The 25,872-nt window shown below is 70.4% G+C and carries 28 protein-coding genes; 8 read left to right on the top strand and 20 right to left on the bottom strand.

Annotated features, from left to right (window positions below; all coding sequences use genetic code 11):
• Nucleotides 1-27: 27 nt before the first annotated feature.
• Nucleotides 28-684 (top strand): phosphoserine phosphatase SerB, encoded by a 657-nt coding sequence (gene serB / locus R3I40_RS04925; protein WP_285261602.1) that lies wholly within the window; start codon nt 28-30, stop codon nt 682-684.
• A gap of 27 nt (nt 685-711) precedes the next feature.
• Here serB and R3I40_RS04930 read toward each other — a convergent pair whose 3' ends face one another.
• A complete protein-coding gene (locus R3I40_RS04930; RefSeq protein ID WP_239375310.1) occupies nt 712-1,200 on the bottom strand; it encodes a SixA phosphatase family protein in 489 nt (162 codons plus the stop codon).
• A gap of 70 nt (nt 1,201-1,270) precedes the next feature.
• Nucleotides 1,271-2,005 carry a 3-oxoacyl-ACP reductase FabG gene (gene fabG, locus R3I40_RS04935; protein ID WP_183374449.1) on the bottom strand — a complete coding sequence of 245 codons (735 nt, stop codon included), beginning with the start codon at nt 2,003-2,005 and terminating at the stop codon, nt 1,271-1,273.
• Between the two features lie 131 nt (nt 2,006-2,136).
• Here fabG and R3I40_RS04940 point away from each other — a divergent pair, with 131 nt between their 5' ends.
• Genes R3I40_RS04940 through R3I40_RS04965 form a run of 6 tightly spaced genes read left to right on the top strand, consistent with a single transcriptional unit; the run spans nt 2,137 to nt 5,916 of the window.
• A complete protein-coding gene (locus R3I40_RS04940) occupies nt 2,137-3,105 on the top strand; it encodes a hypothetical protein (protein ID WP_183374450.1) in 969 nt (322 codons plus the stop codon).
• A 2-nt stretch (nt 3,106-3,107) separates the two neighbouring features.
• Nucleotides 3,108-3,509: a hypothetical protein gene (locus tag R3I40_RS04945; RefSeq protein WP_183374452.1), complete on the top strand. Its 402-nt coding sequence runs from the start codon at nt 3,108-3,110 to the stop codon at nt 3,507-3,509.
• Entirely contained in the window at nt 3,506-3,850 is a 345-nt protein-coding gene (locus tag R3I40_RS04950) for a DUF3099 domain-containing protein (protein WP_183374454.1), read from the top strand. Before R3I40_RS04945 ends, R3I40_RS04950 begins: the two co-directional genes overlap by 4 nt.
• On the top strand, nt 3,847-4,743 hold the full coding sequence (locus R3I40_RS04955; RefSeq protein WP_285261603.1) for an SURF1 family cytochrome oxidase biogenesis protein: 897 nt from the start codon (nt 3,847-3,849) through the stop codon (nt 4,741-4,743). The genes R3I40_RS04950 and R3I40_RS04955 overlap by 4 nt, the downstream gene beginning before the upstream one ends.
• Nucleotides 4,740-5,516: a glycerophosphodiester phosphodiesterase family protein gene (locus R3I40_RS04960; protein ID WP_239375308.1), complete on the top strand. Its 777-nt coding sequence runs from the start codon at nt 4,740-4,742 to the stop codon at nt 5,514-5,516. The genes R3I40_RS04955 and R3I40_RS04960 overlap by 4 nt, the downstream gene beginning before the upstream one ends.
• Before the next feature lie 46 nt (nt 5,517-5,562).
• Nucleotides 5,563-5,916, top strand: a complete 354-nt coding sequence (locus R3I40_RS04965) for an RNA polymerase-binding protein RbpA (RefSeq protein ID WP_183374458.1) — start codon at nt 5,563-5,565, stop codon at nt 5,914-5,916.
• Between the two features lie 47 nt (nt 5,917-5,963).
• On the opposite strand, the gene R3I40_RS04970 is transcribed toward R3I40_RS04965, so the two are convergent.
• From R3I40_RS04970 to R3I40_RS05010, 9 genes are all read right to left on the bottom strand, one after another.
• A complete protein-coding gene (locus R3I40_RS04970; RefSeq protein WP_183374460.1) occupies nt 5,964-6,506 on the bottom strand; it encodes an FxsA family protein in 543 nt (180 codons plus the stop codon).
• Complete coding sequence (locus R3I40_RS04975; RefSeq protein WP_183374462.1) at nt 6,503-7,297, bottom strand: polyprenol monophosphomannose synthase; 795 nt, start codon at nt 7,295-7,297, stop codon at nt 6,503-6,505. The genes R3I40_RS04970 and R3I40_RS04975 overlap by 4 nt, the downstream gene beginning before the upstream one ends.
• A complete protein-coding gene (gene lnt / locus R3I40_RS04980; protein ID WP_285261604.1) occupies nt 7,294-8,916 on the bottom strand; it encodes an apolipoprotein N-acyltransferase in 1,623 nt (540 codons plus the stop codon). Before lnt ends, R3I40_RS04975 begins: the two co-directional genes overlap by 4 nt.
• Complete coding sequence (locus R3I40_RS04985; RefSeq protein ID WP_183374466.1) at nt 8,913-9,716, bottom strand: amidohydrolase family protein; 804 nt, start codon at nt 9,714-9,716, stop codon at nt 8,913-8,915. Before R3I40_RS04985 ends, lnt begins: the two co-directional genes overlap by 4 nt.
• A 9-nt stretch (nt 9,717-9,725) precedes the next feature.
• Nucleotides 9,726-12,458, bottom strand: a complete 2,733-nt coding sequence (locus R3I40_RS04990; protein WP_239375302.1) for a DEAD/DEAH box helicase — start codon at nt 12,456-12,458, stop codon at nt 9,726-9,728.
• Nucleotides 12,458-13,396: a diacylglycerol/lipid kinase family protein gene (locus R3I40_RS04995; RefSeq protein WP_285261605.1), complete on the bottom strand. Its 939-nt coding sequence runs from the start codon at nt 13,394-13,396 to the stop codon at nt 12,458-12,460. The genes R3I40_RS04990 and R3I40_RS04995 overlap by 1 nt, the downstream gene beginning before the upstream one ends.
• The gene (gene tatC / locus R3I40_RS05000) at nt 13,393-14,286 is read right to left on the bottom strand and encodes a twin-arginine translocase subunit TatC (protein WP_239375296.1); all 894 of its coding nucleotides are present in this window, start codon (nt 14,284-14,286) and stop codon (nt 13,393-13,395) included. The genes R3I40_RS04995 and tatC overlap by 4 nt, the downstream gene beginning before the upstream one ends.
• Before the next feature lie 77 nt (nt 14,287-14,363).
• Nucleotides 14,364-14,672: a Sec-independent protein translocase subunit TatA gene (locus R3I40_RS05005; protein ID WP_183374472.1), complete on the bottom strand. Its 309-nt coding sequence runs from the start codon at nt 14,670-14,672 to the stop codon at nt 14,364-14,366.
• An 84-nt stretch (nt 14,673-14,756) separates the two neighbouring features.
• Nucleotides 14,757-16,751, bottom strand: a complete 1,995-nt coding sequence (locus R3I40_RS05010) for a WYL domain-containing protein (RefSeq protein WP_285261606.1) — start codon at nt 16,749-16,751, stop codon at nt 14,757-14,759.
• Nucleotides 16,752-16,778: 27 nt separating this feature from the next.
• On the opposite strand from R3I40_RS05010, the gene R3I40_RS05015 reads away from it, so the two are divergent.
• Entirely contained in the window at nt 16,779-17,888 is a 1,110-nt protein-coding gene (locus R3I40_RS05015; protein WP_259922946.1) for a DUF3866 family protein, read from the top strand.
• Here the strand turns inward: R3I40_RS05015 and R3I40_RS05020 are convergent.
• The 9 genes from R3I40_RS05020 to R3I40_RS05060 form a co-directional block, all read right to left on the bottom strand.
• Nucleotides 17,864-18,301, bottom strand: coding sequence for a PH domain-containing protein (locus R3I40_RS05020; protein ID WP_285261607.1), 438 nt, complete (start codon nt 18,299-18,301; stop codon nt 17,864-17,866). The genes R3I40_RS05015 and R3I40_RS05020 overlap by 25 nt on opposite strands.
• Complete coding sequence (hisG, locus tag R3I40_RS05025; protein ID WP_183375331.1) at nt 18,302-19,153, bottom strand: ATP phosphoribosyltransferase; 852 nt, start codon at nt 19,151-19,153, stop codon at nt 18,302-18,304.
• 10 nt (nt 19,154-19,163) lie between these two features.
• Nucleotides 19,164-19,427: a phosphoribosyl-ATP diphosphatase gene (locus tag R3I40_RS05030; protein WP_183374480.1), complete on the bottom strand. Its 264-nt coding sequence runs from the start codon at nt 19,425-19,427 to the stop codon at nt 19,164-19,166.
• Nucleotides 19,424-20,092: a nicotinamide riboside transporter PnuC gene (pnuC, locus tag R3I40_RS05035; protein ID WP_285261608.1), complete on the bottom strand. Its 669-nt coding sequence runs from the start codon at nt 20,090-20,092 to the stop codon at nt 19,424-19,426. Before pnuC ends, R3I40_RS05030 begins: the two co-directional genes overlap by 4 nt.
• A 10-nt stretch (nt 20,093-20,102) precedes the next feature.
• A complete protein-coding gene (rpe, locus tag R3I40_RS05040) occupies nt 20,103-20,801 on the bottom strand; it encodes a ribulose-phosphate 3-epimerase (RefSeq protein ID WP_239375847.1) in 699 nt (232 codons plus the stop codon).
• A 4-nt stretch (nt 20,802-20,805) separates the two neighbouring features.
• A complete protein-coding gene (locus R3I40_RS05045) occupies nt 20,806-22,386 on the bottom strand; it encodes an RsmB/NOP family class I SAM-dependent RNA methyltransferase (RefSeq protein ID WP_317700123.1) in 1,581 nt (526 codons plus the stop codon).
• Nucleotides 22,383-23,339 carry a methionyl-tRNA formyltransferase gene (fmt, locus tag R3I40_RS05050; RefSeq protein ID WP_259922938.1) on the bottom strand — a complete coding sequence of 319 codons (957 nt, stop codon included), beginning with the start codon at nt 23,337-23,339 and terminating at the stop codon, nt 22,383-22,385. The genes R3I40_RS05045 and fmt overlap by 4 nt, the downstream gene beginning before the upstream one ends.
• A 70-nt stretch (nt 23,340-23,409) precedes the next feature.
• Nucleotides 23,410-25,347, bottom strand: coding sequence for a primosomal protein N' family DNA-binding protein (locus R3I40_RS05055; RefSeq protein ID WP_239375841.1), 1,938 nt, complete (start codon nt 25,345-25,347; stop codon nt 23,410-23,412).
• Nucleotides 25,348-25,472: 125 nt separating this feature from the next.
• A complete protein-coding gene (locus R3I40_RS05060) occupies nt 25,473-25,862 on the bottom strand; it encodes an FKBP-type peptidyl-prolyl cis-trans isomerase (protein WP_183374490.1) in 390 nt (129 codons plus the stop codon).
• Nucleotides 25,863-25,872: the final 10 nt, after the last annotated feature.

Below are 25,872 nucleotides of genomic sequence, written 5' to 3' on the forward strand. Positions count from 1 at the left end.
ACGAGAGCCCCGTCGAAAGGACATGCTGTGGTTGACACCGCCTACCGCGGACTGCTGATCTCCGACGTCGACTCCACCTTCCTCACGCAGGAGGTGATCGAACTGGTCGCCGACTACGCCGGCGTGCGCAACGACGTCGAAGAGGTGACGCTGCGGGCGATGCGCGGCGAACTGGACTTCGCCGAGTCTCTGCGCCACCGCGTCGCCGCCCTCAAGGGCCTGCCCGCCACCGTCATCGACGAGGTGCGCGAGCAGCTCGTGCCGACCCCTGGCGCGGTCGAACTCGCCTCCGAGGCGATCGAGCGCGGCTGGCTGGTGGCGCTGGTGTCCGGCGGCTTCGAGGAGATCATCACTCCGCTCGCGGAGCAGGTCGGCATCCAGTCGGTGCTGGCGAATCGCTTCGAGGTGGCCGACGGGCACCTCACCGGCAGGGTCGACGGCCCGATCGTGGACCGCGAAGCGAAGGCGATGCAGGCGCGGTTCCTGTCCGCCGCGCACGGTGTGCCGCGCGAGCGCATCATCGCCCTCGGCGACGGCGCCAACGACATCGACCTCATGGCGGAGGCCGGCCTCGCGGTGGGGTTCCACCCGAAGCCGGCCCTGCGGGAGGTTGTGGACCTCGTGATCGACGGCCCGTCCCTCGACCCGGTGCGTGAGCACCTGGCCCGACTCGACGGGTTCTGAGCGACGGCCCGGCCGTTCGCTGGGCCGTCAGCCGCGCAGCAGCGCGTGCAGGCTCAGCGAATCCTCACCGAGCTCAGCCCACGAGCCGAGGCGGCCGCTGAAGACGCTGACGGACCCCGTCGGCATCCCCAGCCGCACCTGTGCGGTCGCACCCGAATCGGACGACTCCTCATCGGCGAGGTGGGAGGCGAGCGAGGACATGACCGGCTCGTGGCCTATCACCAGCACCACCGATTCGTCGGCGGGCAGGCGGTGGAGCTCCTCGAGCACCTCAGCAGGTCCGGTGGCGTAGAACTCGTCGTGGACGCTGACGTCCCCGTCGAAGTCCGGAAGACCGGGGCGCAGCGCATCCCACGTGTCGCGAGTGCGCTGCGCGGAGGAGACGAGGACTCGGGTCGGGCAGATGCCCTGCGAACGGAGGTAGTCGCCGACGGCGCGGGCCTGAGTGACGCCCTTGGAGGCCAGAGGGCGCTCCTTATCGGTGGGGGCGGAGTTCTCCGCCTTGCCGTGGCGCATGAGCAGAAGCATCCGACTCGGAGGTTCGTCGTTCACAAGTCCTCTTCCTGTGTGATGGTGACGGTCCGAATCAGTGTCCCATACCGAGGCCGCCGTCGACCGGGATGACAGCACCGGAGATGTAGGCGGCGTCATCGGAGGCGAGGAACGCGGCGACCTTCGCAACCTCCTCCGGCTGGGCGAAGCGGCCCGCCGGGATCGCCTTCTGGTACTCCTTCTTCAGATCGTCGCTGAGCTGCTGGGTCATCTCCGTGTCGATGTAGCCGGGGGCGATGACATTCGCGGTGATGCCGCGGGAGCCGAGCTCACGGGTGATGGAGCGCGCCATGCCGACCAGGCCGGACTTGGAGGCGGCGTAGTTGACCTGGCCCGGGGAGCCGTACAGGCCCACCACGGAGGAGATCAGGATGATGCGGCCCTTCTTCTTTCGCATCATGCCTTTGATGGCGCGCTTCACGGAGCGGAACGCACCCGTGAGGTTGGTGCCGAGGACGTTCTCGAAGGAGTCGTCGCTCATGCGCAGCAGCAGCTGGTCGTCGGTGATGCCGGCGTTGGCGACCAGCACCTCGATCGGGCCGTTCTTCTCCTCCGCCTCAGCGAACGCGGCGTCCATGGAGGCGGAGTCGGTGACGTCCGCAGCCACGGTGAGCGCGCCGTCGGGGCCGCCCGTGCCGGAGCGGGAGGTGACGGCGACCTTGTCGCCGAGGGACAGGAAGTGCTCTGCGAGGGCGTAGCCGATGCCTCGGTTGCCGCCGGTGATCAGGACGCTGCGTGCGGTCACCGCGTTCTCCTTCGATGGGGTCATGAATGGGCCCCGCTACCCTATCGCGGCCGCCTGGTGCGCTGATCGCCCCCGCAAACCCGGCACGGTCGTACACTGGTGGCCGCACCCACTGACCGATGCATCCCTGCAGCAGGGGAAGGGACACGACCACTATGGCACTGCGCTTCAACCCACCGCCCAACTGGCCGCCGGCAGAACCGGGCTGGACACCGCCCGAAGGCTGGCAGCCGGACCCCGCGTGGGGCGAAGCGCCCGCCGACTGGCAGTACTGGGTGGAGGACGACGCGGACGACTCCGCCTCCCACGCCGGTGCCGCAGGCTCCGCGTCCGAAACAGGTTCGTCCGCGACGGGCTCCTCCGCGGCGAGCGCCGCCCCCGCGCCGATGTTCGGCGCCGGTGACAGTGAGCCCTCCGGCGCGACCACGCAGAACTGGACACCGATCCAGGCGCAGGGCGTGCCGGAGAAGAAGGGCTTCTTCGCCCGGTTCTGGTGGCTGACCTGCCTGGTGCTGCCGCTGCTGCTCGCGATCCTTGCCGCAATCGCCCTGTCCTTCTACTTCTTCAAGGGCGACGACGAGGCGACAGCTGACCCGTCGCCCAGCCCCAGCTCCAGCTCCAGCGCACCGGCTGACCCGACCACCACGTCTGAGGCCCCGTCACCCACTGAGACTGCTGAGCCCACGCCGAAGGAACCGCTGGTCAAGCCGGACAAGAACGCTGAGAAGAAATCTGTGGTCACCTTCTCCGGCTCCGGTGAGGTGGTCCTCTCCACCCGCTGGTCCGACGGCAGCGACATCAAGACGAGCGACGGCGAACCGGTGGACAAGCCCACCAACGGCACCTACCTCGTGGTGACGGTTCAGACCACCTCGAAGTCCGGAAAGATCCACCAGAACCCGCTGAACGTCCGGGTCAACACCCCGTACGGCGGTGTGGTGGATGTCGCGCGCACCTCCTACAGCCAGTCCGATGAAGCGGGCCTGAACACGTTGGACTACGACCTCGAAGAGGGCGAGTCCGGCACCATGCGCATCCTGTACGACATCAAGAAGGTCCCGGACCTCACCATCACCTGGAACGGTGACAAGTCCGGCGCCAAGTGGGCAGTCCCCGAGAAGTGACCGTGTCCCGCTTCAACCCCGCCCCCGCCTGGCCGGAGCCGCCCAGTGCCGACTGGGAGCCTCCGGCCGGGTGGGTGCCTCCCGCTGACTGGCCCACCCCGCCGGCGGGGTGGCGCTGGAACGCGGAGGAGCTGCCGACGGATGCTCCCCTGGCGCCGAGCGGCTCGCTGCGCGCCAGCGGAGCCCGCCTCCAGCGCGGCACCGACCTCGACTATCCCCTGGCCGTGACCGCACCGGGCGTCCTCGCCGATTCCCCCACCGCCCAGGACATTCCCGAGGCTGAGATCCGCCGCCCATCCCGCCGCGTGGACGCGGTCATCGCGGTGATCAGCACCGGGATCGTGGGCGGCACCGTGTACCTGTTCCTGCGACTCCTCGACCACGCGGCCGTGCTGCCGCAATGACCGACCAGTTCGCCGCTCCCCCGCCTCCGGCTCCGAAGGCCCGCTCCGAGGACGTCTCGCACCGCCTGCGGATCTACTCCATCAACATGGCGATCCGCATGATCTGCTTCGTGCTGATCCTCATCGTGCCCGGCTGGTGGAAGCTCGTGATGCTGGTCGCTGCGGTCCTCATCCCCCTGTTCGCGGTGATGTTCGCCAATGACCAGGACCGCGAGGGGCAGAGCTCCCCTCCGCCCGAGCCGTCGGGCGGACCTCTGCTCCTGGAGTCATCAGCGCCCGTGGTTATCATCGACTCCGACGGCCGCATCATCGACGAGGACAGCACGACCAGCGAAGAATGAAGACCCTGCTCACACCCCGGTGGGCGCTCGCCCTCCTCCTCGTGCTCGCCGCCGTCACCGCGTGCATCCTGCTCGGCCGCTGGCAGTTCCACCGCTACGAAGCGAAGGCTGAGGCCGTCGCCACCATCGAACGCAACTACGACGCCGCACCCGTCGACCCCGCCGGTCCACTCCCCTCCCCGACCTCTGCGCTGCGGGCTGAGGACGACTACACCCAGGTCACCATGACCGGGCAGTACCGGTCCGAGGACACCCTGTTCGTGCGCAACCGCACCCGTGCCTCCCAGGTCGGGTTCCTGCAGCTCGTCCCCTTCACCGACGGCGAGCGCACCCTGCTGGTGGTGCGCGGCTGGGTACCCGCTGCGAAGGTCGAGTCGACACCGGCGGGCTCACCCCCGCTGCCGGACGGCACCGTCACCCTCACCGCCCACCTGAGGCCGACGGAGCCCCGCCTCGGCCGGGCGCAGACCGACGGCCAGGTGCAGTCGATCAACGTCCCCGATGTCCAGGGGCAGACCGGGCCGCTGCCCGGAGTCATGACGGGCGCCTACGGCACGATGATCAGTGAGGACCCGTCGGCACCACCGGCCGATGCGTCCGCGCCGCTGATGCCGGTGGAGCGGCCCGAGACCGACACCGGACCACACCTGTCGTACGCGTTCCAGTGGTGGGTGTTCGCGGCGTTCTTCCCCGTCGGATTCGTGGTGGCGGCGCGCCGCGCCGTCCTGGATGAGCGCGATGCCCGCGCCGAGAGCGGTGACCCAGACGCGGAGGCGGCCGACGGATCTCGGACCGGTGGCCCTTCCGCCCGCAGCGCCGGCGCGAAGCGGCCGCGGCGACGACTCAGCGACGAAGACGAAGAGGACATGCTGGTGACAGGAGAAGGACTGTGAGAAGCGGGTTCATGCCCGGTGAGCTGCCGCGCGGCATCGCCCACCGCGGCTTCGCCCCGGACGGTGACGAGAACACGCTGGAGGCCTTCCACCGGGCCGTCGCAAACGGCGCGGACGTCATCGAAACCGACGTGCACGCCACCGCCGACGGCATCGCCCTCACCGTGCACGATCCGCAGATCCGCTGCGGCGCCACGGGCGACGAGCACACCGTCGCCGAGAGCCGCCTGCAGGACCTGCGCGGAGTGCGCGTGGGCGGCCTCAGCCCCATTCCCACCCTCGAGGACGTCCTCGGGGACCTGGACGTCCCGGTCAACATCGACATCAAAGCGGAGCAGGCGATCCTGCCGACCGCCCGAGCGATCGTCCGCGCCGGCGCGCAGGACAGGGTGTGCCTCGCGGGCTTCACCGGTGCCTATCCGCGGCGGGCGGCGGCGATGATCACCGGCATGACCGGGGTGCGGGTGAGGCGCAGCCCGTCACTCGCGCCGATGGCGGCGATCCGCCTGGCCGACGCGCTCGAACTGCCCGGCACGGATACCCTGCTGCGCCGCTGGGACGCACTGCAGGTGCCGGAGCAGGTGCGGGGTGTGCGGGTGGTGACCGAGCGCCTCATCGCGAAGGCGCACCGGGCAGGCTGCGAGGTGCACGTGTGGACGGTGGATCACCCCGGGGACATGCGGCGCCTGCTGGAGATGGGGGCGGATGGTATTATCACTAACCGCATCGATCTGTGGAATACACAGGTCAGCCCGCGCGTTGACCGGGTGTGAGCAGATCGCCACACGCACCGAATCAGTGGAAGAAGGCTGGAACTAGATGAGCTCTCGCTCGCTGAGAGGAACCCGGCTGGGTTCGCTGTCCATGGAGACCGACGAGGGCGTCCTCGCGGCACCCCGCCAGGAGTCGCCGTACGACTGCCCCAACGGCCACACCACGATCCTCCCGTTCTCCGTGGAGGCGGATGTTCCGCTCGTGTGGGAGTGCCGCTGCGGCGCCACCGCCGTGCTGCGCGACCACGAGAAGCCCGATGAGAAGCCGGGTCGCCCCGTCCGCACCCACTGGGACATGCTGCTGGAGCGCCGCTCCGAGGAAGAGCTGCAGGTCCTCCTGGACAAGCGCCTCGACCTGCTGCGCCGCGGCCGCCTCCACTCCAACCGTCACTTCCTGTGACGCTGTGAGGCTCCGCGCACGCTGAGATGCGCACGCGGTCCGCAGCCTCAGGCGCGGGGGTCCTCCCCCTTCTCACGCACCACGCCGCCCTCGATCATCGGGGGCGGCGTCTGCGTTGCCGCATGCGACCCAGTGGAGGACGCCCGGTCATCCGAGGTCACCACGATCTCCCCCTCGATCACCCCGCCGCGGCCCCGGAAGAACAGCTGCCGACGATTCGCGGACCCCAGGCCCGCCTTCTTCATTGCGGAGTCCTGCACCGGGGTCAACAGCAGAGCGAGGCCCGCCAGGTCCGTGAGGATACCGGGGAAGAAGAACAGCAGCGCCGCCATCAGAGTGAACACGGGACGGGACCGGCGCGAGGAGGAACGGGAGCCGTCGCGCAGCGTGCGGATCAGCGCACCGAGGCGACTCATCGACTGCTGCGTGGCCAGCACCAGCAGGGCGATGCCGATCAGCCAGCCGATCACCACGATGAGAACCGGCCACCAGAAGCTCGTGTTGACCCCGATCGCGATCAGGATCGCGAGCTCCGCCAGGCCGATCAGCAGAATCCACAGCGGCAGCAGGGACATTGCCTTCTCTTTCACCGTCGACTCCTTCGGGCCTGGACGATACGGTCGGCCCATCCTCCCACCGTGGCCTGGAGGCGACGCCCATGATGGGCCGCGCCCCACTGAGTGACCCGAACGAGCGCCTCGCGGACGATCGCGGAGCTCATCTTCGAAGCGCCCTCGGTGCGCTCATCGAAGTCGATCGGGACCTCCACGATGCGGGCCCCGGCACCGTCGGCACGACGCGTCATGTCGACCTGGAAGCAGTACCCCTGGGACGCGACCGCATCCCCGGCCAGGACAGTGCGCAGCAGGTCGGCGCGGAATGCTCGGAATCCCGCGGTGGCGTCGTGAACGGACAGGCCGAGCATGAGGCGTGCGTAGATATTGGCGCCGCGGGACAGCACCTCCCGGTGCGCCGGCCAGTTGTGCACGCGCCCGCCCGGCACCCACCGTGACCCGATGGCGAGGTCCGCGCCGGCGTCCACGGCATCGAGGAGCCGATGCAGCTGCTCGGGGCGGTGGGAGGCGTCTGCGTCCATTTCACCGATGACCTCGTAGCCGCGCTCCAGCGCCCACGCGAATCCCTCCAGGTAGGCGGGGCCCAGGCCCTGTTTGCTGGCCCGGTGCAGGACATGGATCCGTCGGCGGCCCTCGGCGGCCTCATCGCGCAGCGCTTCCTGTTCGGCCCAGGTGCCGGTTCCATCGGGTGAGCCGTCGTCCACGATGAGGGCGTCCACGTGCGGCAGCGCGGTCAGCAGGCGGCGCAGGGTGCCCGGCAGGGCCTCGCGTTCGTTGAATGTGGGGGTGACGATGATGGTCCTCATCGGGTCTTCCTCCTGCGTGGGGGCATCGTGCGTGAGGGCTGTGCGGGGGCGGGGCTGCGCTCCGGAATAAGGGCGAGCAGCACGAGGACGGCGGCGGAGCCGACCACGGGAGCCCACCGGATCAGGGTGCCGAACCGCATCGCCGGGGTGATGCCGGTGTGCAGGGGAACATCCGCCTGCATCGACCCGGCGACCCAATGGTCAAGGGAGGCGATGGTGCGGCCGTTCGGGGTGAACACGGCGGAGTGCCCCACGGTGGAGATGTGCACCACTGAGCGGCCGGAGACCACCGCCATCACCTTCGCTTCGGCGAGCTGCTGGATCGCTTCGTCGGAGTCGCCGAACAGCGCGTTGTTGGACTGCACCACGATCATCTGTGCATCATCGGCGACGACGTCCTGGACAAGGTTCTCGTAGGCGATCTCGAAGCAGATGAGGACGCCGACGGGTGCCCCCGCAACCTGCATCACCCCGACTTCACTGCCGGCGACCATGTCGGTGGCGACGAGTTCGACCTTGTCGGTGATGCGGGAGAAGAACCCGCGCGCCGGAATGTACTCCCCGAAGGGCACGGGGTGGCGCTTCGCGTACTGCTGGGCGGTGGGGCCGTTCTCGTCCACGAGGATCGCCATGTTCCTGCGGTTGTCGCGGCCGTGCGGCACCTGCGCGCCGATGAGGATGGGTGCACCGGCCTGCCGGGAGAGGTCGGCGACCTGAGCCATGCGGGACGGCTGCGAAGGCGCGTTCCAGCCGGTGGAGTCCTCCGGCCACACCACGAGGTCCGGCTCATGCGCGGGCCGGGTCCCGGACGCTGCTGCTCCGCTGTTGGACAGCGCGGTCCGGGTCGCCGCGACATGGTTGTCGAACATCTCCTCCGGCAGGTAGTACGAGCCCGGTGGCGGCGGCTTCACGTTGCCCTGCACCGCGGTGACCGCAAGGCTGCGCGGCTCGGTGGCCGACGGATTCCGCGGAAGCGGCACCACCACGGATGCCGCGATGACCAGAGCTGCCGTCAGCAGCGGCAGGAGAGCCCCGAGCCCGTCGAGGCGGTCACGGCGGCGACCGGCGAGCCCCAGCAGACAGGACGCGACCGCGGCCCCCATCCAGCCGAGCACGACGGCGAGCCCCGGCACCCCGATCCACGGGCCGAGGTTCAGCAGCGGCGAATGGGCGAGGGAGAACGCCGACGCCGCCCACGGCAGGCCGCCCCACGGCACATGCGAGCGGACCGCTTCGGTGCCCGCCCACAGCACACCGATCGCAAGGGCGGGCAGCAGCCCGTGGCCCCAGCGGGCGAGGACCGCGCGGGAACCGAGGGCGAACAGCAGCAGGTAGCAGGCTTCGAACACCGCCAGTGCCGCCCATGGTCCGAGCCCGGCGTAGATGTTCGCCCACGCGAACAGCGGGAGGAAGGCGCACACCCCGAACACGATGGCGACCACTGCAGCGATCGACCGGCGCTCCGTGTGGGAGGCGATGACGAGCAGACCGATCGCCACCGGCAGCAGGAACCACAGGTCCGCGGGTGGGAACGACTGGCTGAACAGGACCCCGCCGACGGCCGCGAGGATCATGGCGACGCCGCCGGGGGTGCGCAGCGAGGTGGGGCGGGAGGTCACTCCCCCGGCTCCAGTGCCTGGGGGGCGTCGAGCTCCCCGGCATCGAACACGACCTCGCCGTCCTTCATGGTGAGCAGGGCGCGCGGTTCGCCGTCGGTGAGGTCCGGCAGCATCGGGGTGCGGGAGCGGGGGTCCGTGGACCAGGTCTGGATGCGTTCGTCATTGCCGCGGACCGTCAGGTCCCACGGCTCCCACACCACCAGGTCAGCGGGCGCGCCCGGGTTCAGGGACCCGGGATGGTGCTGCCCGAGGAGGCGGCGGCCGCCGCGGGTAGCGGCGAGGAACGCGGCCCTTTCGGAGATGCGCTTGTCAGGGTCAGCGTCGATGCTGGCGGCGCGCACCCAGCGCCAGGGTGAGCCGTCCTCCCCTCCGGAGCCGAACGCGATGGCGGTGCCGCCGGAGGCCTCCGCGAGGTAGTCCACCGCGATGTCGATCATCGGCACGATGATGCGCACCCCGTCCTGCATGCCGCGGCCGGAGGCGGCGGGGCCCACATCGGTGATGCCGAGCGCGGCCCGCGGCGCGGCGTACCCGTCGCCGGCGGCGGGGACCGACGGGTCCTCGTGGCCCTCGGCGGAGGCGCCGGAACGACCGGCGATGGTGCGGCCCACCGGCAGGGCGTCCACGAACGACGGGGAGACCAGGCACCCGTCGGCCCGAATCGCGGGTGTGCCGGTGAACAGGGCGCGCGCCGTGGAAGCGGGGCCGGTCCAGGCGATGACGCCGTCGTCGATGAGGACGGCGCTCGCTTCGGGGTCGTCCGAGCTGTACAGAACGATGTCGAGCAGCAGAAGGGGCATGGGCTCTCCTCACATATCCTGGGCGACGATGCCGCGCTGCAGCAGCGAGCGCGCCTGGCGGGCGGTGACGGCAACGGTCAGGGCGTCATCGGAGCCTCCGATGTGCTCCATGTGCTCCAGCAGGTCGATCACCTGCCGCACGTGGCGCACGAAGTCGCCCGGCGCGGCGCCCATCTCCCCTACCGATGACGCGAAGCCCTGACCCAGTGCCCACCGATGCACCGCGCCGGCCATCGTGGCGCACGGCTCCTGGGTGACGTCGAGTCCGCGGGGCCGCTCCTGGGCGTTGATCTGGTCGGTCAGCACGCCGAGGGCGTGCAGAGCACGGCCGAATGCACGGTCGGCGATCTCCTCCGGCGCAGAGTCGTCCCGGCGCGGCTCGTAGCAGAGGGACGAGGCGACAGCGGCCAGCATCGGCGGCTTCAGGCCCGTGAACACCCCCTCGGTGATGCCCTCGCAGATCACGAGGTCGCGGTCGGAGAAGATCCGCTCCAGCAGATGCCCCTTGTCAGTGATCCGTGTGGAGCCGTTATCGGCGCGTTCCACATAGCCGAGGGCATGGAGCACCTCGAGCACCCGATCGAACTCCCGCGCCAGGTAGGAGGTGCGCTGCGTGATCGACCGCAGCGCCTTGTCGCGCTGGCGGGCGGCCTTGCGGTAGCGGGAGATCCACCGCATGTGCGCGTCGATGTCCTCGCAGGAATGGCAGGGGTGCTCCCGCAGGCGGGACCGCAGCTCCAGCAGCACCGTATCCTCAGCGGCGGTGGACGGTTCGCGCTTCGGCGGGCGCGCTGCCGCACCGTGCCCCGCGAGCTGCTTCTTCAGCGCGGCGCCGGTGTCGCGCCGCACCTTCGCCGCCCGCAGACGGTCCGGGTCAGCGGTGCGCATCGTGCCGATCACCGCGGGCCGGGTGCGGAAGTCATCCGCCCGGTACTCGCGGAACTGACCGTCGGTGGTGACGGCGGTGATGTGGGGGCCGTCCACGCGGCGCTCGTTCCAGATCACCACGCCGTAGCCCTGGCGGCGACCACCGGGCAGCTGCACGATGTCACCGCGGCGCAGTTTCTTCACCGCCTGGCGCGCACGGGTGCGCTCCCGCTCCGCGCGGTCCCGACCGAGCGCCTTCTCCCGTTCGGAGATCTGCTCCAGCAGGTCCGCGTACTCGACGATGTCGCCCTGCTCGCAGGTGATCGCCTGGCGGTACTGCTCCGCGGTCTCCTCCAGATCGCGGGCACGGCGCGCCTGGGAGACGACGCTGCGGTCCGTCTGGAACTGCGCGAACGAACTGTCGAGGGTGTCGCGGGCGTCCTCGAGGTTGAACCGGTCCAGCAGGTTCACCGTCATGTTGTACGTGGGGCGGAACGCCGACTTCAGCGGGTAGGTGCGCTTGGACGCCAGACCCGCCACCTCCTGCGCGGACGTGGAGTTCATGACGGCGACCACCGCGTGGCCCTCCGTGTCGATGCCGCGGCGACCCGCGCGGCCCGTCAGCTGCGTGTACTCCCCCGGGGTGATGGGGGCGTGCTCGGTGCCGTTGAACTTCTTCAACTGGTCCAGCACCACTGTGCGGGCCGGCATGTTGATGCCGAGCGCCAGGGTCTCGGTGGCGAACACCAGCTTGATGAGGCCCTCGGCGAACAGGTCCTCCACGATCGTCTTCACCATCGGCAGCTGCCCGGCATGGTGGGAGGCGACACCGGCGAGGGCGGCTCGTTCGATGCGGTGCATGCCGAGGGCGTCGGCGTCAGGCCCGGCGAGGTCGGCGAAGCGGGCGCGGAAGGCGGCCCGGATGCGTCGGCGCTCCTCCGGCGTGGTCAGCTCCACGTTGGCGCGCATCAGCTGCCCCACCGCCTGATCGCAGCCCGCGCGGGAGAAGATGAAGAAGATCGCCGGCAGCAGGTCCGCTTCGGCGAGGGCGTGGACGATGTCCGCTCTGCTCATGCCTCGCGGACGCATCCGCTGCTCGTGGCGGCGCTCGCGGAAGGAGCCGCGGCCCTTCCGATTCCTTCCCCGGTACACGGGGCGCTCGTGTCCGCCGAGGCGCTGCAGCGCGGGGTTGATCTCCCGGTAGCGGGTGTTGACCTCGGGACCGTGGGCGGGTGTCGGGTTGCCGTCGAGGTCGAGGAAGACGTCGACCAGGTCGTGGTCGAACAGGACGTGCTGCCACAGCGGCACGGGGCGACGGTCCGACACGATCACTTCGGTGGTGCCGCGCACCTCATCGACCCAGGCCCCGAACTCCTCAATGTTGGACACGGTCGCGGACAGGGCGACCAGCGCCACGGTGCGCGGCAGGTGGATGATCAGCTCCTCCCACACGGGGCCGCGGAACCGGTCGGCGAGGTAGTGGACCTCGTCCATCACGACGAACCCGAGGTCCATCAGCGCTGGGGAGTCGGCGTACATCATGTTGCGGAGGATCTCGGTGGTCATCACGACCACGTCCGCCATGGGGTTGATGGAGGTGTCGCCGGTGATGAGGCCGACCCGGTCGTGCCCGAGCCACTCCACCAGCTCCTGATGCTTCTGGTTCGACAGCGCCTTGATCGGCGCGGTGTAGAACACCTTCACGCCTTGGGAGATGGCGCGGTGCACGGCGTATTCGCCGACGATGGTCTTGCCGGCACCCGTCGGCGCCGCCACCACGACGGAGGAGCCGCGGTCGATGGCGTCCATGCCGTCGATCTGGAACGGGTCGAGGTCGAAGCTGAAGCGGTCGAGGAATTCGCGGCGGGTGCTCATCAGGTCTCCTGCTCCACGAGGATCCGCACCGCGCCCTTCTTCAGCCGTGCGTTCATCGGCAGGAAGCAGCGGGGTTCGCCGTCGGAGAAGGCGCGCAGCACCGCCCCGCTGGCGGCGGCGGTGTCCTGCAGCCCGATGCGGAGTGACTCGGTGACGGGGATGGTGCGGAACTCAGGACGGTCGATGTGGGTTCCGCGGTACACGCGGGGCAGCAGCCGCAGCAGGCGCGCGCGGCTGAGAGGCGAGACCACGGCGAGTTCGAGGCGGCCGTCGAACGGGTCGGACTGAGGGGAGAGACGCAGGCCGCCGCCCATGGCGCCGGAGTTGCACAGTGCGATCAGCGGGGAGGTGATCTCCTGCCGCTCCCCGCCGTCCACTTCGATCCAGTAGTCGAACGTGCCGTAGGTGAGCGCTTCGCGCAGCACCGCCGACGGGTACCGCAGAGCCCGGGGCGCCGCGGAGACGGCAGCGCGGGCGTTGACGCGGGCATCGAAGCCGAGGTTGACGTTGCCGACGGCGAGGGAGACCTGGTCGCACTCATCGCAGGTCACCGCGATCGCGTCGATCGGAGTGACGGGGCGGGAGAGGGCGTGCAGGAGGATGCGGACCGCTTCGTCCGCATCGCCGATGGGAAGGCCGAGCGCGCGGGCGAGGTCGTTGCCGGATCCGGCGGGCACGATGCCGAGGCGGACGGGGGTGTCCGCGACGATGGAGGCGCCGAGGGCGACGGTGCCGTCACCGCCGACGACGACGAGGGCGGCGAGGTCGTGGGCGACGTCCTGCACGCGCAAACGGGCGACCTCGGCGCTGGGGCCGGAGAGGTCCACGACGGACAGGCCCGCCATCGTCAGCAGATGGTGGACTCGGCGGCCGATGCGGCCGGCGGAGCCGGAAGCGGCGGTGGGGTTCGTCAGCAGGCCGACGCGCAACCGGCTCACCGGTCCGACTCCCGGTAGGAGTCCTCCACAGACTCCGGGAGATCGATGGGAGCGGGGGCGTCCACAATGGTGGACGCGGTGCCGGCGTCCAGGTCCGCCTCCAGCGCGGCTTCGCGCTTGGCACGGCGGCGGTCGTTGACGGCCGAGATGCCGACAGCGGCGAAGAACAGGATGATCAGCGGCACGGACATCGCGATCAGGGTGATCGGGTCCGGGGTCGGCACCAGGACGGCCACGAACACGAACGATAGGAAGATCGCCCAGCGCCAGCCCTTGATCATCGTGCGGGCCGGCAGGACCCCGACCATGTTGAGGGCCACCAGAAGCACCGGATAGATGAACGCCAGCCCGAACGCGAGGACCACCTTGATGACGAGATCCAGGTACATCCCGAACTCCACCAGCTGTGAGACCTCCGAATTGGGGCGGAAGCCCAGCAGCACGGGAACCAGCTTGGTGGTGGCGAAGTATCCGGCGGCGCAGCCGATCAGGAACAGCGGCGCGGAGGCGCCGACGAAGCCGATGGCGTACTTCTTCTCGTTCGTGTGCAGACCCGGCGTGATGAACCGCCAGATCTGGTACAGGACGATGGGGCTCGCCAGGCCCAGGCCGATGTAGACGGCCAGACGGATGTGCACCTCAAGAGTGGTGCCGATGCCGCCGAAGTTGAGGTTGACGTTGTACCCGTCCTTCGCGAGCTGCGCGAACGGGTGGTAGATGGCATCGAAGACCGGGTAGTAGATCCACCAGCCGGCGATGGCGCACACGAGGACCGCCGCGGCGCTGATGAGCAGTCGGTTGCGCAGCTCAAGGAGGTGCTCACCGAGCGTCATCCGCCCTTCGGGGTTCTTCGGTGTTCTCTGCTTCTTCGGCTTCGCGTTCTTCGCCACGCCTCAGGCCATCCTTCATCTCCTCTCGGGCCCGACCATGAGGCCGGGCCCGAGAAGCATGTCAACAGTTGTGGGGTTCAGCGACGGAGGTCGTCGTCCTCCCGACGCGTCTGAACCCGCTCGGTCTCCACGGTGCGCTCGGAGCGGGGATCGTACTCGCGGGTGCGCTCACGCTCCACAACCTGGTCGCCGTCGCGGACGGCGTCGTCCTTGGCGGCGTTGGGGCCGCGGCGCTCATCGTCGTTGCGCAGCTCCTCGACCTCACTCTTGAAGATGCGCATGGACTGACCCAGGTTGCGCGCGAGGCTCGGCAGCTTGCCGGCACCGAACAGCAGGATGGCCAGGACGATCAGACCGCCGATGATCCACGGACTCTTGGGACCCATGATTGATTCTCCACTTGTTGTCGAGCAGGTGTTGCAGTGCCCCTATGCTCGCACAGGCGAGGAGAAGGGACTGCGGCTGTCAGCTTACAGCGTCGCGGCACCGATCACGCTCTCGGAAACCCGGCGGATGCGCTCCCTCAGCTCCGGCGGGTGCAGCGCTTCGGCTGCCCCGGCCGCTTCCAGCACCGCGGTGACGATCGCCTGCTGCGAGGACGAGGTGATCCGCGCGATCACCTCCTGCTCGCCCGGCACCTGCCGCTCATCACGGACGGTGAACGCCTCGAGGATCCACTGCGCTGCGGGATCCAGGCGCAGCCAGATCGGTGCGGCCTTCTCCCACGGGCGCAGCCCCGCCTCGACGGCGGCATCGGTGCCGTCGTCTTCGCGGGCGCCGCTGCCGATCGCGGTGGGTTCGGGTGAGGCGTCGGCGTCGGCCCACGCCTCCACGATTCGGTCGGTGCGGAAGCGCCGTTCGGCCCCCGCGGACTCACAGAAGGCGGTGACGTAGGCGGCGCCGTTCGCGACTGTCACCCCGCGCGGACGGATGCGCCGCACCGATGTGCCGCGCGCGTCCGGCGGCGAGTATCGGATCACCACGGGGCGCTGCCGTGACTGGGCGTCGGTCAGCATCTCAGCGATGCGCCGACGGTCATCGCTGGGTGCCGTCGGCCCCGCCCCCGCCTCTGCGGCAGGCACCGACCCCTCCCCCGCCACCGAGGCGAGGACCTTCCGCGTGGAGGCCACGGCCGACGGGGCCAGGCCGAGCGCGTCTGCGTCCACGAGGTCGAGGCCGAGAAGAAGAGCTGACGCATCCAGCGGCGTCAGCGTCAGCGGACGCTGCAGGGCGTCGGCGCGCTCCACATGGACGCCGTCCTCACTGCTGGTGACGATGAGGTCGCTGTACCCGGCGGAGTAGTCGCCCACGAACATCAGAGCGGTGAGATCCTCCTGCAGCTGCGCCTCAGTGATCCCGAAGTGCGCCGCCATGTCCTCAACAGCGGCACCGGGATTGCGCTGGGCGTACTGCGCCTCGGCGGCGAGCCGCGCCGCCTCGGTGGCGCCGGTGGCGAGGCTGCGCTGCTTGGGCAGTGTCCGTTTCGGCAGCGTCCTGATCTGAGAGGGAGTGAGGTCGGCCTCGCCCTCGTGCAGCGTGTGCACGAGGGCCACCATGGCGCGGATGTCCTCGACCGCCGCAGGGCCGCCCGCCGGCAGGTGCACCCAGGGTGCCGCGGCGAGGACGGCGCGGCGCAGCTCCGTAGGGCGGATCATCCCGGTGATGGTGGGCTCGTGAGCGGACGCGTGGAAGCGGTCGCGCAGGGTGAGCGCCTTGAACGGCTCCACTTCGAGGAGGACCGTGACCGGTGCGTCGTCACCTCTGGTGCCTGCGAGCACCTCCTCCAGAGTGATCGCCGCGGGGCGCGGCTCATCCGCGGCCCGCCCGAGCTTCGGTGTGCTGGTGATGCGGGACAGGCGGAACAGGCGCGGTGCTCGGCGGTCGAGGTCGAACCCGTACACGTAGGTGGCCGGGCCTGCGGCGCCGACCAGCCACGGTTCGATGATGCGGCGCTGCGGGGACGCGGCCCCAGGAGTCCGGTACGCGAACTCTGCGGTGCGGCGCTCCAGCACTGCCTCCAGCAGGGCGGTGGCGGCGGGGGCGGAGCGCAGATCGGTGCGGCCGAGGAGGGATGTGGCGGGCTCAATGCCGTGGGACAGCAGCTTCGCGCGGATCCGTGAACCGATGCCGCCGGTGCTGCTGGAGTCCCAGGCAGAGAGCGCCGCGGCGATGACGGGCTTCTGCGCCGCTGTGAAGGTGACTGCGGTGGTGGCGCTGTCCGTGTCCGCGGCGGGAGCTGAGTACCGGACGGTGGCCGGGTCGAACGGCTCAGAGCCCTGCTGGACGGCGAACCCGGCGGCACGCAGCTGCTGCAGGTCCCGTTCGAACTGGCGCGCCACCGTCCGGGGTGCACCGTCATAGCCGGGGATGAGGTCGAACAGTTCGGCACGGGTGAAGCCGCGGCGGCGGGAGGCGAGAGTCATCATCAGCGACAGGACGCGCTCAACATTGCTCGTGGGCGGCATACCCTCAGCGTAATCTAGGCTGGGTCCATGATCCGATGGGAGACGGGGCGCGTCCTCGAGGAACGGACGCGCTGGCCCGGTGTGCAGCAGCTGATCGTGGACGTCGACGGCGAGCACGTGCGTGCCCTCGTCTACACCGACATGCTGGGCGAGGTCTCCCCCGGGGAGCACCTGGCTCTCAACACGAACGCGCTGCGGCGCGGCCTCGGCACCGGCGGCGACGCCTTCGCTGTGGCCCGGCTCGATGATTCGCCCGGCGTTGGCGGCGCCGCTGACGGTGCGCCGCAGCAGGACGATCCGCCGCTGGGCGGGCACATGATGAAGGCCCGCTACACCCCGATGCAGATGATGGTGGATGCGATCGACGACCCCGAGAGCCCCCATGCGACCGTGATCGATGCCGCCGACTCCCTGCACGGGACCCCCGTGGTGGTGGCGGACCTGCACTCGAGCCTGCCCGCGATCATCGCCGGCATCCGGGCCGAGGCCCCTGCCGCGCGCATCGTCGCGATCCACACCGACTGGGCGGCTCTGCCGGCGCAGTTCTCCCGCGCCGCTGCTGAGCTGCGCGCCGCGGGCCACCTCGCCTCCGTCATCTCCACTGGGCAGGCGTTCGGCGGGGACTGGGAGGCGGTCTCGCTGCCGTCAGCGCTCATCGCCGCGGTGCACGTCCTGGAGGCCGACGCTGTCATCGCGGTGCAGGGCCCCGGCAACCTCGGCACGGGCACCCGTTGGGGCTTCTCCGGCATCCACGCCGCCGAAGCGATCAACATGGCCCACGCGCTGCACGGCCGGGCGATCCACGCCCTGCGCGTCAGCGAAGCCGATCAGCGTCCCCGCCACCGCGGGCTCTCTCACCATTCCCTCACGGTGCTGGAGCGGTTCACGCACGTTCCCGTCGGCCTGCCGGTGCTCGCGGCCGACGACGCCCTCGCCGCCCCGATCGACCAGGAGGTGCGGGAGGCGCTCGCGCCGCTCGGGCGGGAGGTCATCGCGGTGCGGGCCGACGGGCTCCTCGATCAGCTGCGCTCGAGCCCCGTGCGCCTGTCCACGATGGGACGCGGGTTCGCCGAGGACTTGCGGGCGTTCCTGTACCCGGCGCTCGCGGGTCGCTACGCCGGGTCGCTCTTCTCGTAGAGCAGCGCCTGGAACTCCTTCGCTTCGGCGATGCCGCGGGCACCGTCGGTGCGCTGGAACGCCATCAGGCTGAGGGTGTCGCCGGTGTTGAGGTTCGCGGTCGCCCACGGTGCGCCCTCCATGAACGTGAGATCAACGATCTGCGCCCATTCCAGGCGGGTGGTGCTGAACAGGTTCCGCACCGTCACCCGGTCCGGTTCCGCCTTCACGCACACACTGGCCTGACGCCAGCAGAACCAGGAGATGATGGCACCGAGGATGAGGAAGCCGACCCGGTCCGAGATCGCGAACTGCGGGTACGGCAGGATGATCGCCATCACGGTCATCGCCAGCATCATGACCGAGCCGATCGCAAGCGCGTAGATGCGGGCGATGCGGGGGCGGAAGATGCGGATGGGCGACGCGGTGGGCATTCAGATCCTGCAGGCCTGGATGTCGGTGACGAGGATGGCGCGGGCGCCGGCCTCGTAGAGCTCATCCATCATAGCGTTCAGGCCCCTGCGCGACACCATGGACCTCACGGCGTACCAGTCGCGTCCGTGCAGCGGCGACACGGTCGGGGATTCGAACCCCGGGGTGATCTCCACTGCCCGGTCGAGGTTCTCCGCGGCGATGTCGAAGTCCAGCAGCACGTACTCGCGGGCCACGAGGACACCGCGGATGCGGCGCCGGAGCACTTCGAGGGTGTGGGCGCGGGCAGGATCGAGGTCGAGCCCCGGGCGGGAGAAGAGCACCGCTTCGCTGCGGACGATCGGGTCGCCGAAGGTGGCGAGGCCGGCTGCGCGCAGGGTGGAGCCGGTTTCGACCACGTCGGCGATGACGTCGGCGATGCCGAGCTGGATGGAGCTCTCCACAGCGCCGTCCAGGTGCACCACCTCGGCGCTGATCCCAGCGGCCTGCAGGTGGTCGGTGACGAGTCGGTCGTAGCTGGTGGCGATGCGCGCACCCTCCAGCTGGGGGTCCTGGACGTCGCGGGGAGCGGCGAACCGGAACGTGGACACGGCGAAGCCGAGGCGCATGAGGACATCTGCCGGGGTGCCGGAGTCCATCAGCATGTCCTCACCGGTGATGCCGACATCGACCGTGCCGGTGCCGACGTACACTGCGATGTCGCGGGGGCGAAGGAAGAAGAACTCGACCTCGTTCGCCTCATCGACCAGCACCAGTTCCTTCGAGCTGGAGCGCTGCACGTACCCGGATTCGGCGAAGAGTGCGCTGGCGGGTTCATGCAGGGCGCCCTTGTTCGGCAGGGCGATGCGCAGCAGGCGCTTCGGCTCAGAGCTTCCGGTAGACGTCATCGAGACTGATCCCCTTCTTCACCATCATGACCTGGACGTGGTACAGCAGCTGCGAGATCTCCAGGGCGGCATCGTCATCGGTCTCGTATTCGCAGGCCATCCACACTTCGGCGGCCTCCTCCACGATCTTCTTGCCGATGCCGTGCACACCGGAGTCGAGCTCCCGAACGGTGCCGGAGCCCTCCGGGCGTTCGGCGGCTTTGCGCTGCAGTTCCTCGAACAGGGTCTCGAAATTCTTCACGTGGACAGCGTATCGACCCGGTCCCGGCGGTGACGGATGCGCCACCATACGAAAAAGCCGACCAGGGTGAACGCCCCGTAGAACACGTACATGAACGCGCTGGCGAAGTAGCCGGCGGACCACAGCAGGGGCACGCCGACTACGTCGACCGCCACCCAGATCAGCCAGAACTCGACCCATCCCTTCGCCATCCCGTAGGTGGCGAGCAGGGAGCCCATGAAGATGTAGGCGTCCGCCCACACGGGCTCGTAGGAGCCGAGCGCACGGAAGACGGGGGTGAGCACGGCGACGCCGGCGGCCCAGGTGAGGACCAGGGCGAGGCGGGTGCGCCAGGAGGCCCAATCGGGGGCGACCGCTTCACCGTGCGCGATCTTGGTGGCGCGCCACTGGCTCCACCCGTAGATCGCGGCGATGAGGAACATCGCCTGCCGGCACGCCTGCCCGAGCAGATTGACGGGGTTCGGGGAGCCGAACACGGCGCCGAGGAACACGGTCAGCAGCAGCAAGTTGCCGGCGATGCCGACGGGCCACGCCCACACCCGTCGGCGCATGCCGGCGAACGCGGACAGCAGCCCGAAGGCGTTGCCGATGACTTCGCGGAACAGGATGAACTGTCCGCCGGGGAAGGTGATCTGGGCGTCGAAGAGCCAGCGCAGAAGATCCATGCGCCGGCCGTCAGCAGCCGGCGCCGCGGTGCGCGGCGGTGTGGTCGCGGGCCAGGGAGCGCAGCGTGGCGATCTCATCGGCGGCGTCGGCCGCGCTGTAGATCGCGGAGCCGGCGACGAACACGTTGGCGCCGGCGTCAGCGGCCTGTTCGATGGTGGACCTCGAGACCCCGCCGTCCACCTGGATCGAGACGTTGAGGTGGCTCTCGCTGATCGCCTGCCGGGCCCGACGGATCTTCGGCAGCATCGAGTCGATGAACGACTGGCCGCCGAAGCCGGGCTCCACCGTCATGATCAGCAGCATGTCGAACTCGCCGATGAAGTCGAGGATCGATTCGACCGGGGTGGCGGGGCGCAGCGCCACGCCGACCGCAGCGTTCTTGCGGCGCAGTTCGCGGGCGAGGCGGATCGGCGCGGATGCCGCCTCCAGGTGGAACGTCACCGACTGGGCGCCCGCTTCGGCGAACTCGGGGGCGGTGCGGTCCGCGTCCTCGATCATCAGGTGGGCGTCCACGGGGATGGGGCTGCGGCGCACGATCTGCTCCACCATGGACGGGCCGAACGTCAGGTTCGGCACGAAGTGGTTGTCCATGACGTCGACATGGGCGGCGTCGGCGGTGGCGATGCGGTCGAGCTCCTCCCCGATCGCCATGAAGTCACTGTTGAGGATGGACGGGTGGATCAACGAGGTGTCGGTGCTGTACTGCATGGCGTCAGGCCTTCTTCTTGATCAGGGCGAGGAACATGGCATCGGTGCCGTGGATGTGGGGCCACAGCTGCACGAACGGGCCGTCGCCGAGGTGCGCATCGCCTGCGTCGGCGCGCAGGCCCGCCTGGACGGCGTCGCGGGCATCGACGACTTCCGCGTCGTCGCGGCGGCGCAGCACGTCCTTGACGATGAGGACCGTTTCGGCGGCGTGCGGTGAGCAGGTGACGTAGGCGATGACTCCGCCGGGGGCGGCGGCGTCCAGGGCGCTGGCCAGCAGGCTGCGCTGCAGGCGGCCCAGCTGGGCGAGGTCACCGGGCTGTCGGCGCCACCGGGATTCGGGGCGGCGCCGCAGAGCGCCGAGGCCGGAGCAGGGGACGTCGGCGAGGATGCGGGAGAACTCGCCGGGGCGGTCCGTGCCGATGGTGGTGCCGTCGGCGGTGATGCAGTCCACCTCGGCGCCCGCGTCCACCAGGGTGGCCACGGACTTCTCCACCAGGCCGGTGCGGTGCTCCTGCACTTCCACGGCGAGGACCTCGGCGCCCTGCTCCACGGAGAGGCCGGCGAGCAGGGCGGTCTTGCCGCCGGGCCCGGCGCACAAGTCGAGCCAGCGGCCGGTGTCGCCCTCCACGAGGGAGTCAGCACCGAGGGCGAGGGCGAGCGCCACCATCTGCGAGCCTTCGTCCTGGACGGCGGCGCGCCCCTCGTTGACGGCGGGAATGCGGCCCGGGTCGCCGCCGGGCCACCCCATGCCGAAGACGGACCAGCGGCCCTTCTCGGCCCCCGCGTCGGCGAGTTCGTCCTCGTCGGTGAGGCCCGGTCGCATCACGAGGTCGATCTGCGGGGCGGTGTTGTGGGCGGTGAGCAGGTCGTCGATCTCGGCGGCGCTGCGGCCGTGGATGCGCAGTGCGTCGGTGAGGGCGCGCACGATCCACTCGGGGTGGGAGTGGACGACGGCGAGGTGCGCCGCTTCGTTCTCCTCCCGGGTGGGTGCGACCTCCTGGATCCACTCCTGCGCGCTCTTCTCACTGATGCGGCGCAGCACGGCGTTGACGAAGCCGGCGGCGCCGGCACCGGTGACATCCCGGGCGAGGCCGACGGTCTCCGACGCGGCGGCGTGCGGCGCCACGTTCATGTCGAGCATCTGGTACGCGCCGAGGCGCAGCACGTTCAGCACCGCGGTCTCGATCTGGTCCAGTGGGCGGTCCACGCACGCGGCGATGACGGCATCGAGCCGGCCCTGGGCGCGCAGCGCGCCGTAGAACAGTTCGGTGGTGAAGGCGGCATCCCGGGCATCTACCCGGTGGCGCCGCAGAATGCTCGGCAGGACCAGGTTCGCGTACGCATCATCGAGGGCCACGGCCTGCATCGCTTCGAACGCGGCGCGGCGCGACGGCGTGGACTCCCGACGCCGCTCCCCCGGCCGCTGCCGGGAGAAGCCCCGACGGGGCCCGCTACGGCCGCGGCTGCCGCTGCGTTCGCGGCCCTTGGCGTTGCGGTGCCGCTGGCGACCGCCGCGCGTCTCGCGGCGGTCGCCGTGCTGGTCGCGGCGACTGCCGCCGCCGCGGTCCTGACGGTCTCGGTTCATGCCTGCTCTCCGCTCGCTTCGGGGGTGGTGGTCAGTCGGGATGCGTCATCGAGGCGGGCGCCCCGCGCCCAGTCGGCGGCGTTCATCGCCTGCTTCCCGGGCGGACCGATCCGCGTCAGGTGGATCGGCCCGGTGCCGGTGCCGACGAACACGGCGCGCTTCGTCGCGCCGATCCCGCCCGGCTCCAAGCGCATCCCGTCGGGGGCGATGTCGGTGCCCACGCCGAGCAGTTTGTGCCGCTGCCCGCCGAGGTAGGCGAAAGCGCCCGGTTTCGGGGCGACGGCGCGGATCCGCGCCGACACTGCGGCGGCGTCGGCGGTGAAGTCGATGGTCTGGTCCTCGGCGGTGAGCTTCGCCGCGTGGCTGACGCCGTCGGCCGCCTGGGGCGTGAGCGTGAGGTGACCCGCGGCGATCTCGTCCATGACGCGGACAAGTGCGGCACCGCCGTCGACGGCGAGGCGGTCCAGCAGGTCGCCGGCGGTCTCATCGGGCGCGATGGAGCACTCGGCGGTGAGGGCCACATCGCCGGTGTCGAGACCCTCATCGAGGAGGAAGATGCTCAGACCCGTCGTGGTGAGGCCGTCCTGGACGGCGCGCTGCACGGGGGCGGCGCCGCGGTAGGCGGGCAGGAGGGAGAAGTGCAGGTTGAACCAGCCGTGGCGGGGAATCTCCAGCACCTCGCGACGCAGCAGCTGCCCGTAGGCGACGACCACTGCGGCATCGATCTCAAGGGCGCGGAGGTCATCAGCGGCGTCCGCGATCCGCTCCGGCTTCAGCACGGGGATCCCGGCCTCCTTGGCGGCCTGCGCAACCGCCGACGGGCGCAGTCGTCGGCCCCGGCCCGTCGGTGCGTCGGGCTGGGTGAGGACCGCGACCACCTCGTGCGGTGAGTCGATCAGGGCCTGCAGGGAGGGAACGGCGACATCCGGGGTTCCGGCGAAGAGAACACGCATGGTGCCTCGATTCTATGCGGTGGACGGGGACGAGCGGGCAGTGCGGATGTGGGCGCAGCGGTGGCGGGTGTCAGAAGATGTGCGGCGGGTCCACCTGGACCCGCAGCTGACCGGGCAGCTTCTTCGCACTGCGGACCATCAGCGCCGCCCGGACCGCTTCCACGAGCTGCTGGGCGCCGGGCGCGGCGATCCGCAGCACCGCGCGCGTCACGGGCTTCTCCCCGTCCCACACATCGTCCAGGGGGCCGAGGACACCCGCCATCCCCGGCAGCTCCAGCACGTCGAGGAATCCGGCGACAGCGGCCTTGTCACCGCGCGCCTCCACCACCTTCGACAGCGGCGGGAACAGCAGTTCGGCGCGCTGCTCGAGCACGGTGTCGATGAACGCGCGGCCTCGCGGCACCACGAGCGACCGGATCGCTGGGGCATGAGCGGTGCCGACCACGAGGACCTGGCCGCCGTCGGAGAAGGGCCTGGTGGCGGCGATCGCATGGGACCAGCGGCGCACCGCCTCCACATCAGCGTCGAACGCGGCGCGGGCGAGGGTGCCGTCGGCGTCCAGGACTGCGCAGGCGGCGTACCCACCCGCTGGGAGCGGCTCCGCGCCCGGGGTGGCGACCACCACGCAGGGCCCGTCCACGTCCTCGTCCGGCACGATGCCGCCGGCGCCGCCGGAGACGTGGAACTCGACATCGCCGAAGGCGCGCTTGAGGTCATCGGCGGTGCGGGCACTGCCGGAGACCACCGGCCGCACCTGCGTGCGGTCGCATTCGGCGCAGCGGAACGCCCCGTGGGTGAGTCCGCAGACGGGGCACACGAGCGCCAGTCCCCTCCCCCGCACCACAAGGGCGGCGTGGCAGGCGGTACAGGTGGCGCGAGTCCCGCAGAACGTGCACACCAGCGCCGGAACGTACCCGGAGCGCGGCACCTGCACGAGCACCGGGCCGCGGGTCAGCCCCTCCCGGATGAGGCGGTAGGCGCGCTGCGGCAGGCGGGAATACCCGGAGGCTCCTTCCCGCTCCCGCAGGTGCTCATCCATCAGTTCGATCCGCGGGTGCGTGAGGGCGTGCGGCGCAGGCGCCGGCTCGAGCTCCACCAGGACGCCGTCCCGGGCCCACTGGGTGAGCTGCACGGACCGCGACGGGGTCAGGAACAGCACGGGGACCCGCTCGATGTGGGAGCGGGCGAGCACCACTGTCCGGGCGTGGGGGTACGGTGCGCGCGGCTCCTCGAACAGGTCGTCGGCTTCGTCCCACATGAGGATCAGGCCGAGGTTCGCGACGGGAGCGAACGCGGCACTGCGGGTGCCGACGACGACGCGGTGCTCACCGCTGAGGATGCGCAGGAACGTCCGGTAGCGCTTCTCCGGTCCTTCGCTGCTGGTGAGCTGCGCACACGAGATCCCGTCGGCCTGCAGGGCGGCGCTGACGCGAGCCGCGTCGCGGGCGTCGGGGGCGAGGATGAGGGCGCCCTGGTCGTCGTCGAGGGAACGGACGGCTTCGACGGCGGCGTCCAGCCAGCTCTCGGCGGGGTCGAGGGTGATGGCGGCGCGGGGCGATCCGCCCTCACGGGCGTGGGAATAGAACGCAGCGAGTCCGCGGTAGCGGGCGGTGAGGAAGCCGACGGGTTCAGCGGCGTCGTCCGCGTCCGCTGATTCGGCGCGGCGCGCGAGGAATTCTTCGCGGTCGGCATGGGCGCGCTTCTCCGCGCGGGCGTGTCGCGCCGGGACGGCCAGGCGCAGCACATCGGTCAGGCTGCCGGCGGTGCGTTCGGCGACCATCGCGCACACCCGGAAGGTGTCCTCACTGATGACGCGGTCGGTGGAGACGAGCTTCCTGATCGGAGCGAGCGGCCGGTCCGTGTCGGGAGCGGCGACGCGCTCTCGGACGAGTGCTTCGCTGTCGCGGCCGGCGAAGGCGACACGGACGCGCTGCCCGGGTGCGAGCTCGTCCATGTCGGCGGGGATCGCGTACTCGAAGGCGCGGTCCAGATGCGGCAGGGCCCCCATCACGTGGACGCGGGCGACCGGGTCGGTGTCGACGAGGTCGAAGCCGGCGGTGGTGCGCAGGCGCGCAGGAGCGGCCTCTCCCTCCGGCTGGGGGAAGAGGCCGCCCTGGGTGCTGCTGGGGTCGGTCAGTTGGACCGCACCCCGACGAGGTCGCAGACGAAGATGAGGGTCTCGCCGCCCTTGATGACGCCGGGGATGCCGCGCGGGCCGTAGGCGAGGTCCGCGGGGATCTCCAGGCGGCGCCGGCCGCCGACCTTCATGCCCTGGACGCCCTGGTCCCAGCCGGGGATGACCTGGCCGACGCCGAGCGGGAACGTCAGCGGTTCACCGCGGTCCCAGGAGGCATCGAACTGCTTGCCGTCGCTGAGGCCGACGCCGACGTAGTGGACGTCCACGACATCGCCCTTCTTCGCGACGTCGCCGTCGCCCTCCCACTCGTCGATGATCACGAGCTCGGTGGGCTCTTCGGTGCCGTCCACGGACACCTGCGGCTTGGTGGGGTTCTGCTGGTTCATGAGGGATTCC

This window comes from Helcobacillus massiliensis (assembly GCF_033106145.1).
Lineage (GTDB): Bacteria > Actinomycetota > Actinomycetes > Actinomycetales > Dermabacteraceae > Helcobacillus > Helcobacillus massiliensis.